The organism is Halorubrum sp. Hd13 (genome assembly GCF_002252755.1).
In the GTDB taxonomy this organism is placed as follows: domain Archaea; phylum Halobacteriota; class Halobacteria; order Halobacteriales; family Haloferacaceae; genus Halorubrum.
In genome coordinates this window covers 1-206 of record NZ_NHOY01000078.1, presented here as the reverse complement: position 1 = coordinate 206, position 206 = coordinate 1, and the positions used below count along the sequence as shown (strand labels likewise).

Sequence of the window (206 nt, the reverse complement as noted above, 5' to 3'; positions counted from 1 at the left end):
CCTCGGGCTGTTCGCCGGCGACAACATCGGTAAGCAGGTGGTGCGGGTGTCGTCGCCGGACGGAGAGTAGCCGGAGTCGGTTCCACGCACGGTACGTCTTCCTCGCTTTCCCGCCCTTTCTCTCCCTCTCGTTTCCGCAGGCTTTCCCGATCCCTCTCACCCTCTCGTTTCCTCTCGCTCTCCCGCCCACTCCCGCTGTCTCTCGC

Annotated in this window: 1 protein-coding gene; it reads right to left on the bottom strand. The window is 65.0% G+C overall.

From position 1 onward, the window contains the following. On the bottom strand, nucleotides 1-190 hold a 190-nt coding region (locus tag DJ81_RS19460; RefSeq protein WP_212589840.1), incomplete at its 3' end, for a hypothetical protein. Nucleotides 191-206: the final 16 nt, after the last annotated feature.